Annotated in this window: 4 protein-coding genes; 1 reads left to right on the top strand and 3 read right to left on the bottom strand. The window is 71.5% G+C overall.

Translation table 11 applies throughout. The annotated features are described in order from the left end of the window. Positions 1-161: 161 nt before the first annotated feature. A complete protein-coding gene (locus ACFWUQ_RS17540; RefSeq protein WP_384538690.1) occupies positions 162-2,942 on the bottom strand; it encodes a LamG-like jellyroll fold domain-containing protein in 2,781 nt (926 codons plus the stop codon). 246 nt (positions 2,943-3,188) lie between these two features. Next, a complete protein-coding gene (gene gmd, locus ACFWUQ_RS17535) occupies positions 3,189-4,202 on the bottom strand; it encodes a GDP-mannose 4,6-dehydratase (RefSeq protein WP_384538688.1) in 1,014 nt (337 codons plus the stop codon). 311 nt (positions 4,203-4,513) lie between these two features. Here gmd and ACFWUQ_RS17530 point away from each other — a divergent pair, with 311 nt between their 5' ends. Further along, positions 4,514-5,458 (top strand): GDP-L-fucose synthase family protein, encoded by a 945-nt coding sequence (locus tag ACFWUQ_RS17530; protein WP_384538687.1) that lies wholly within the window; start codon positions 4,514-4,516, stop codon positions 5,456-5,458. Between the two features lie 17 nt (positions 5,459-5,475). Here the strand turns inward: ACFWUQ_RS17530 and ACFWUQ_RS17525 are convergent, their stop codons facing one another. Then, positions 5,476-6,951 carry a sugar transferase gene (locus ACFWUQ_RS17525; protein WP_384538685.1) on the bottom strand — a complete coding sequence of 492 codons (1,476 nt, stop codon included), beginning with the start codon at positions 6,949-6,951 and terminating at the stop codon, positions 5,476-5,478. Positions 6,952-7,163: the final 212 nt, after the last annotated feature.

The following is a 7,163-nucleotide window of genomic DNA, read 5'->3' as shown; positions in this document are numbered from 1 at the left end:
GCACGGCGGACGCCCCTGCGGGACCCGCGGGCGCCGCCCGCGGGGGGCGGCGGGGCGGGGGGGCGCCATCCCGGGGGGGGCCGGGCGCCCGGGGGGGGGGGGGCCCGGGCGGGGGGCCGCGGGCCCCCCCACGCCGTCAGGCGGTCACTGGGTGCTGACGGCTACTTCGCGCCGAAGGTGAGCACCAGCTGCGGCGCGGCGTCGGCGGCCGCGGCCTCCGAGGACCAGATCCACAGCGGGTCGGTGCCCGTGCTCGTCAGACCCATGCTGTAGCTGCTGCCCAGCACCGCGGAGACCGCGGCGGTGTCCAGCTCCACGGAGTGGATCGCCGAACCGTCCGGCACGCCCGCGATGCTGCCGAGCGGGGTGGTGCCGAGGGTGGGCTTGGTGTTGTAGGTCGTACCGGCGCCGCTCCAGGTGCCGGTGACCGGGACCACGGACACGGTGTCGGCGGTGCCGGCACCCACCTGCGTCGTGGTCTTGACCTGGAGCGAGGCGGACTTCAGGACCTGTCCGGCCGGGGCGGCCGGGAGGGTGAAGCGCAGGTACGTCTCGTACAGGGAGGTGCCGCGCACGGCCAGCGAGGTGGCCGCGCCGTTCGCGGTGCTCGGGGCGCCCTGGTTGATGTAGGTGTCCTCGGTCGCGCTGACCTTGGAGACCGTGTCCGTGGGCGCCTTGGCCAGGTCGAAGTGGTTCTTGATCTGGGCCGCCGTGAGCACCGTCGGGTAGATCGCCGTCTCGTCGATCTGGCCGGCGAAGAAGTTGGACGTCGGACGGGTCGGCCAGAGGCTGAGCTGGTCGCCGCCGACGTGCCAGAAGCCGGCGTACTGCTCGCTGGCCGTCACGTTCTGCGTGCCCTTGAGCTGCCCGTCGACGTACAGGGCCATGCCGCCGGGGCCCTGGCTGGCGACCACGTGGTGCCACTTGTTGTCGTTGTAGGTGTCGAACAGACCGGTGGAGACGGTCTTGATCGAGCCCGGGTTCACGCCGAAGACCAGGCGGCCCGTGTTCGTCATGTAGATGTGCTTGTCGTAGCGGTTGCTGTTGCGTTCGGTGTTGTCACCGAAGCCGACCAGCTTGCCGCCGCGGGTGGTGTTCGTCTTGAACCAGGTCTCGATGGTGTACGAGCTGCCGACCGTCTGGCGGTGGTCGCTGTAGACCTGCTGGCTGGTCCCGTTGAAGCCCATCGCGGTGCTGGTTCCGGAGACGGCGCCCGGCGTCTGGCGCATGGCCGGGGCGTTCAGCTGGACACCGCTGGTGTTGCCGCTGTTCGAGGAGTCGGCGACGTACGGGCTGACGGTGTCGTCGTAGCGCCAGTACAGCTCCGCGCCGTCGGTGCGGACCTGGTTCGGGTACGCCTGGGCCGCGGTCGGGACGGTCACCGAGACGGCGGCCGACAGGGCGCTGGTGTTGCCGGCGGCGTCGGTCGCGGCGACCCGGTAGGTGTACGACTGGCCGGCCTTGGCCGTGGTGTCGTTCCAGGAGGCCTGCGGACGGCGCCACTCCAGGGAGTCCGCGGTGACCGAGGCGATCGGGGTGGCGGAGCCGTTGCGGTAGACGCGGTACGTCAGCTTGCTGTCGTCCTGGTCGTAGCTGGTGCGCCAGCGGACCTGGACCGCGCCGGGCTTGACGCTGGCGGCGCTGGCCACCGGGGTCGTCGGCGCGCCGACGTCGCCGGTGGAGCCGAAGCGGGTCAGCGCCTGCTGCGGCTTGCCGTTGATGAGGGTGAACTCACCGCCGACCCACATGTACTTGACGTCGTTCTTCTCCGCCACGGCCATGACGCGCGGGCCGATGCCCTCGCCGAGGCCGTCGTTGGCGGTGGGGTGCCAGCCGAGCTTGCCCGGGCCGCGCACGAAGCCGTCCACGGGCGCGGGGGCGGCGCCGGTGTGGTCGGTCGGCTGGGCCAGCAGGAAGTGCCGCTTGCCGTCGGAGAACTCCTGCTCCGTCTTGCAGTCGTGCGCGTGCGAGGAGCTGTAGAGCACTCCGTCGTACGGCAGGACGAACTGCGTGGCGCCGAGGCAGCGGTCGCGCCACTTCTCGGTGAAGTCGGTGAGGCGCAGGCCGATGCGGCCGTCGAAGACGCCGCCGCCGGAGCCCTCATTGCCCGTGTAGAAGCCGGTGGCGTCGGTGGAGATGTCCTTGACGACCGAGTTCGACGGGATGTTGCTGTACGTCTTGGTGATCGCGCCGGTGGTGGCGTTGACCACGGCCAGCGCGTGCGAGTTGCTGCCGTTGACGCTGAAGAAGTCACCGCCCAGCAGCACGTTCTTGCCGTCCGGGGTGACCTCGATGGCGCGGCCCGGCTCGTCGGCGTTGGCGACGAAGGGCTTCAGGGCGCCGGAGGTGGCGTCGACCGCGGCGAACCGCTCACGGGTCTCGCCCTCCACGGATCCGAAGTCGCCGGCCGCGTAGAGGGTGTCGTCGGTGACCGCGAGCGCGCGCACGGTGGCGGGGAAGCTCGGGTGGAACGCGGCCTTGGGCGCGCAGGTCGCGATGTCGATCGCGGCGACGCTGGAGACCGGCGTGCCGTTGACGGCGCCGAAGTAGCCGCCCGCGTACAGCGTCTTCCCGTCCTTCGAGACGACCAGCGAGCGCACCGTCGCGGTGCCGTCGCCGATCGTGAAGGCGAGCTTGCAGGAGGTGGGGGCGCCCGTCGCGGCGTCGAGCGCCACGAAGTTCACGGCCTCCTGCTCGCTGCCGGAAGCGCTGCCCTCGGGCGGGTTGACGGCGGAGAAGGTGCCGGCGGCGAAGACGGTGCCGTTCGCCTGGGCCATCGCCCAGACGATGCCGTTCGGCTGCCACGTGGGCAGCTGGTCGGCCGTGAAGGCCACCGGCTGCGTGATGGCGGACGCCTGGGGCATCAGCACCAGGCCTATGCCGGTGCCGGCGCCGGCCAGTGACAGGACGAGGGCAGCAGTCAGCCCTCTGGATCTACGCATGAGCCCCCCAGGGCAATCGCCCGGTTTGATGGCTGGAACTATCCGAACAGCCATATGTACTGGCGCAGACTAGGGCTCACGCGAGGGCCCGGTCACCTCACTTGACCCATTGCATACCAACTTGGAATCAACAGGGTTCAGCATGGAGGGTGCACTTCGGACATACGGCAGGTTTACCCCGGTCACGGCCGCAGAGACCTGCGGCCATGGCCGGAACACGGCAAAGCGTAGGGGAAATATAAGGCCTCAGCGGTCGATGCGGACCGAAGCGCCCGCCAGTTGGTCCTCGACCAGGCGGATGTCGGCGTCGACCATGATCTTGGCCAGATCCGCCACGAGGACGGTCGGCTTCCAGCCGAGCAGCTCATTGGCCTTCGAGGCGTCGCCGATGAGGGCGTCGACCTCGCTGGGGCGCTCGTACTTGGCGTCGTAGCGCACGTGCTCGTTCCAGTCGAGGCCGGCGTGCGTGAAGGAGGCCTCCACGAACTCGCGGACGGTGGCGGCCACGCCGGTGGCGACCACGTAGTCGGTGGCCTCGTCCTGCTGGAGCATCCGCCACATGGCGTCCACGTACTCCGGGGCGTAGCCCCAGTCGCGCACGGCGTCCAGGTTGCCCAGGTACAGGTTCTCCTGGAGGCCGGCCTTGATCCGGGCCACCGCGCGGGTGATCTTGCGCGTCACGAAGGTCTCGCCGCGGCGCGGGGACTCGTGGTTGAAGAGGATCCCGTTGACGGCGTACATGTCGTACGCCTCGCGGTAGTTCACCGTGGTCCAGTACGCGAAGACCTTGGCGGCGCCGTACGGGCTGCGCGGGTGGAACGGGGTGCCCTCGTTCTGCGGGGGCGGGGTGGCCCCGAACATCTCGGAGGACGAGGCCTGGTAGATGCGGGTGTCGACACCGCTGGCCCGGATGGCCTCCAGCAGCCGCAGCGCGCCGAGGCCGGTCACGTCGCCCGTGTAGAGCGGAGCGTCGAAGGAGACGCGGACGTGGGACTGGGCGCCGAGGTTGTAGACCTCGTCGGGGCGTATGTCGCGGAGCAGGTTCACCAGCGCGACGCCGTCGGACAGGTCGGCGTGGTGCAGGACGAAGGACCGGTCGGGGGCCTGCGGGTCCTGGTAGATGTGGTCGATGCGCTCCGTGTTGAAACTGGAGGACCGCCGCACCAGACCGTGCACCGTGTAGCCCTTGGAGAGCAGGAGCTCGGAAAGGTACGAGCCGTCCTGCCCGGTGACGCCGGTGATCAGTGCGGTCTTGCCCATGTGGGGTCCCCCTGGGAATCGTTGCGGTGGGTGCTGAGGAGCGGGGCGAGGCGGTGCCTCGGGGTCGGGGCCGTGCCGTACGGCACGGGGTGCGCGGGTCGGGCCCGGAGGCCGGCGGGCCCCGGCCGGGGGACGCGCGGTCGCGGGCCGGAGCCCGGGGCCGGACGGGTACCGCGGGCCGGATGGGTACCGTACACGCCCGGTCCGGCCGCCTTTGCGGCGGATTCCGCGGCCGGCGCCCGGACCGGCGACCGGTCCCGGGTCGCGGACTGCCGCCACCCCCGCGGGAGCGGACTGGCATCATCGGCGGTATGACAAGTTCGCTGCCGCTCCTGCCCCCGAACGCCCGCGTCTTCGTCGCGGGCCACCGCGGCCTCGTGGGGTCCGCGGTCGCCCGCCGGCTGACCGCCGACGGCCACGAGGTGCTCACCCGGGGCCGCGCCGACCTCGACCTGCGCGACGCCGGGGCGACGGGGGCCTACCTCCGGGACGTCCGACCGGACGCCGTCGTGCTGGCCGCCGCCAAGGTCGGCGGGATCATGGCCAACAGCACCTACCCGGTGCAGTTCCTGGAGGACAACCTCAAGATCCAGCTCAGCGTCATCGCCGGCGCGCACGCCGCCGGTGTGGACCGCCTGCTGTTCCTGGGCTCCTCCTGCATCTACCCCAAGCTGGCCCCGCAGCCGATCAGCGAGGACGCCCTGCTGACCGGTCCGCTGGAGCCCACCAACGAGGCCTACGCCCTCGCGAAGATCGCCGGCATCGTCCAGGTCCAGTCGTACCGCAAGCAGTACGGGGCCTCGTACATCTCGGCGATGCCGACGAACCTCTACGGCCCGGGCGACAACTTCGACCTGGAGTCCTCGCACGTCCTGCCGGCCCTGATCCGGCGCTTCCACGAGGCCGCGGCCGAGGGGCGCGAGGAGGTCACCCTGTGGGGTTCCGGCACCCCGCGCCGGGAGTTCCTGCACGTGGACGACCTGGCCGCCGCCTGCGTGGTGCTGCTGGGCACGTACGACGGGGACGAGCCCGTCAACATCGGCTGCGGCGAGGACCTCACGATCCGCGAACTGGCCGAGACGGTCGCCGAGGTGACCGGCTTCCGCGGGCGCCTCGCCTGGGACACGTCCAAGCCGGACGGGACCCCGCGCAAGCTGCTGGACGTCGGCCGGCTGACCTCCCTCGGCTGGAAGCCGGCCGTCGGGCTGCGGGACGGCATCGCTGCCACGTACCGCTGGTGGCGCGAGCAGGGCTGATCTCACCCGGGAGCCCCTCAGTACGCTCCGCGGCCGTCGACGACGGCGCGGAGCGTACGGCCCATCACGTCGACGTCACTGGTGAAGGACCAGTTGTCGACGTACTGCAGATCGAGCTGAATCGTTTCGTCCCATGACAGGTCCGAGCGGCCGCTGATCTGCCACAGCCCGGTCATGCCCGGTCGGACGGTGAGCCGGCGCAGCTCGACCTCGTCGTACTCGGCCACCTCCTCCGGGAGCGGCGGGCGCGGGCCGACGAGGGACATGTGGCCGGTGAGCACGTTGATGAGCTGGGGCAGTTCGTCCAGCGAGGTGCGGCGCAGCAGCCTGCCGACCCGGGTCACCCGGGGGTCGCGGCGGATCTTGAACATGAGGCCGTCGTTCTCGTTGGCCCCGCTCAGCTCCGCCTTGCGGGCGTCGGCGTCCACGACCATCGTGCGGAACTTCCACATGACGAACGGGGCCCCGTCGCGGCCGATGCGCCGCTGCCGGTAGAAGGCGGGGCCGCGGGAGCCGAGCCGGATGGCGAGGACGATCCCGAGGAAGAACGGCGCGAGCAGGATCAGGCCGATGCCCGCCCCCACCCGGTCCAGGGCGGACTTGAGCACGGTCTGCACGCCCCGGCTGACCGGCGGCAGGACCCTCAGCATGGCGAGCCCGCCCGCGGAGAGCGTCTCCAGCCGCTTGACGGAGACCTCGACCAGGCCGGGGAAGACGGCGAGTTCCAGCCCGGCGTCGTGCAGGGCCCAGGCGACGCGGCGCAGCCGCTCCCCCGCGATGCGGGCGCCGGGGGCGACCAGCACCAGGTCGGCGTGGTGGCTGCGGACGGCGCCGAGCACCGCCTGGGAGTCGCCGTGCGGGGCCTGCGGGGAGGCCGCGCCCAGCCGGGCCGCGACGGGGATGCCGCTGGTGAGCGGTCCGGCGCCCACCGGGACCACGCCGACCACCACGTAGGGGTGGTCGGTGCGCGCGGCGAGGTGGGCGATGACGTCCTCGGCGGCGTCGGGTTCGCCGACGACCAGGACCCGGGTGACCGCCTGCGCCTCGCGGCGGGCGGCCGAGAGGTGGCGGTAGGTGAGCTTGTGGCAGGCGACGGTGATGAGCAGGGCGGGCAGCAGGGCCCCGAGGGCGGCGAGCCGGGGGGTGTTCTCCTCGGTCACCACCCGGGCGACCGCGAGCACACCGATGAGAATCAGCCAGTCGTGGAGGACCGGCAGCACGCCGCGGGACTCGCCGAGCACCCGGGTCGCGTAGCGTCGGCGCAGCGCCTGTGTCCCGGTCCACGCCAGGGCGGCGCCGAGGGCGCAGTACAGCGGCCGGACCTGCTGCGCGGCCTCGAAGACGAGGCCGACGGGCACGGCGGCGCCGAGGAAGTCGGCGCCGACGGCGGCGGGCAGGTACCAGCGGGCCTTGTCGCCGCGGCGCCGTGCGGAGCCAGTGGCCTCATGGGCCGTCCTGGCCACTCTTTGCGCAGGAAAATGGACATGCCTCATGGGCCCCCCTGGCACGTGGTCTATGGCAGCGGCGAGTGTCCCGGGCTTCCCCTGGCCTCGGACATCTGTCGCACCGGGAAACAGTACGACAAACACCCGTTCGCCAAATGCCGTTTGCGTCAACGAGACCTCTTGTTGCCCAAGCGTTAGCAACCGGTATCAGGTGTTCCGAATACTGGACGTCCTTTTCGCACACGAAGGTGAATGGTCCG

The organism is Streptomyces sp. NPDC058662 (genome assembly GCF_042716255.1).
GTDB lineage: Bacteria > Actinomycetota > Actinomycetes > Streptomycetales > Streptomycetaceae > Streptomyces.
The sequence above is the reverse complement of the archived record's forward strand: the minus strand, read 5'-3'. Positions and strand labels throughout refer to the sequence as shown.

Coding starts and splice junctions, on each gene's coding strand:
- ACFWUQ_RS17525 (WP_384538685.1), bottom strand. CDS start 6,951: ATGAGGCATGTCCATTTTCCTGCGCAAAGAGTGGCCAGGACGGCCCAT.
- ACFWUQ_RS17540 (WP_384538690.1), bottom strand. CDS start 2,942: ATGCGTAGATCCAGAGGGCTGACTGCTGCCCTCGTCCTGTCACTGGCC.
- gmd (WP_384538688.1), bottom strand. CDS start 4,202: ATGGGCAAGACCGCACTGATCACCGGCGTCACCGGGCAGGACGGCTCG.
- ACFWUQ_RS17530 (WP_384538687.1), top strand. CDS start 4,514: ATGACAAGTTCGCTGCCGCTCCTGCCCCCGAACGCCCGCGTCTTCGTC.